Here is a 1,134-nt window from a genome sequence, read left to right as displayed (position 1 = left end):
TTGCAATACCAATAGAAAAAATATTGGAAGAAAATGTATTATTTACTGATGCATCTGCAAACACTTTGAGACTTCCTAATTTTTATAGTAATCCTGAAGATTTAGACAATCTAAGATGGGATTTGATTGATAGTAGCAAATGGAAAAGTGGTAATCCTGAAGAGTTACATTCTCGGATGGCTGAAGTTCTAATATACGAAAAAGTTCCAATTGAATGGATAGACAGCTATGTTGTTTTTAATAAAGTGTGTAAAAAAGAAATTAAGAGGATTTATCAAGAATATGGACTAAAATCACCAAATATTTCATACACACCATTTAATGGTAGGCATTTTCATTTTACAAAATTCTTTATGAATGGTAGGGAAAGGGAAACTTTAGTAACCGGTCCAATTTTTCTTAGAGCATATTTTTATGAGGCAATTCGACATATTGTAGAAAAAAGAGAAAGTGAAGAGCAAAAATCAAGTGCTTTTCAGGACATAAATGATGCATTAGTTAAAATAAAAAAGAATTTTAGTGTTTTAAGAGAGTTAGAAGATATTTTGGAATTAGAGACTGATAATAAAGTACATTATGATAATGTCAGCGATAATACAATTAAGGTGGTCAATAATTTAGAAGATAACGAGTATTATAGAAACCTCTCTGAAAATGATAAAAAGTTGGTTAAATTATCTGCGTACTTACATGACATAGGTAAAGGACCTAAGTCCAAATGGAAAGACGGAATTCAAGTTGCATATCCAGATCACCCAGCAGATTCAATTCCAATGTTAAAAAGAATTTTAGTTGAGGAATTTAAAACAATGTCAAAAGATGAAATCCGGAAAATTTGCTTATTAGTCATCTACCATGACATAATTGGAGAGATTCTTGCTAAAGGCAGAAGTGAAAAAGAATTATTAAGTCTAAAAATAGATGATAATGAATTAAATATGTTAATTGCCATATCTATGGCGGATATTTCTGCAATTAACCCTTTTTGGGCTCTTAATATCAATAGAGTGTTACCAGGTTTTATAAAAAAAATAAGTAAGGAGATTTAAAATGTTAAAGTTCGTATCATGTGATTTTTTTGATTATGATGCTGATATCCGAATAAATACTGTAAATTGTGTAGGAGTTATGGGT

Annotated in this window: 1 protein-coding gene; it reads left to right on the top strand. The window is 29.6% G+C overall.

The annotated features are described in order from the left end of the window. The coding region (locus tag BB045_RS09260; protein ID WP_142236933.1) for a DarT ssDNA thymidine ADP-ribosyltransferase family protein at positions 1 to 1,049 on the top strand (1,049 nt) is incomplete at its 5' end. Between the last annotated feature and the right edge of the window lie 85 nt (positions 1,050 to 1,134).

It is taken from the genome of Staphylococcus sp. MB377 (assembly GCF_001922505.1).
Classification (GTDB): Bacteria; Bacillota; Bacilli; order Staphylococcales; family Staphylococcaceae; genus Staphylococcus; species Staphylococcus haemolyticus.
This window is presented reverse-complemented; position numbering and strand designations above follow the sequence as displayed.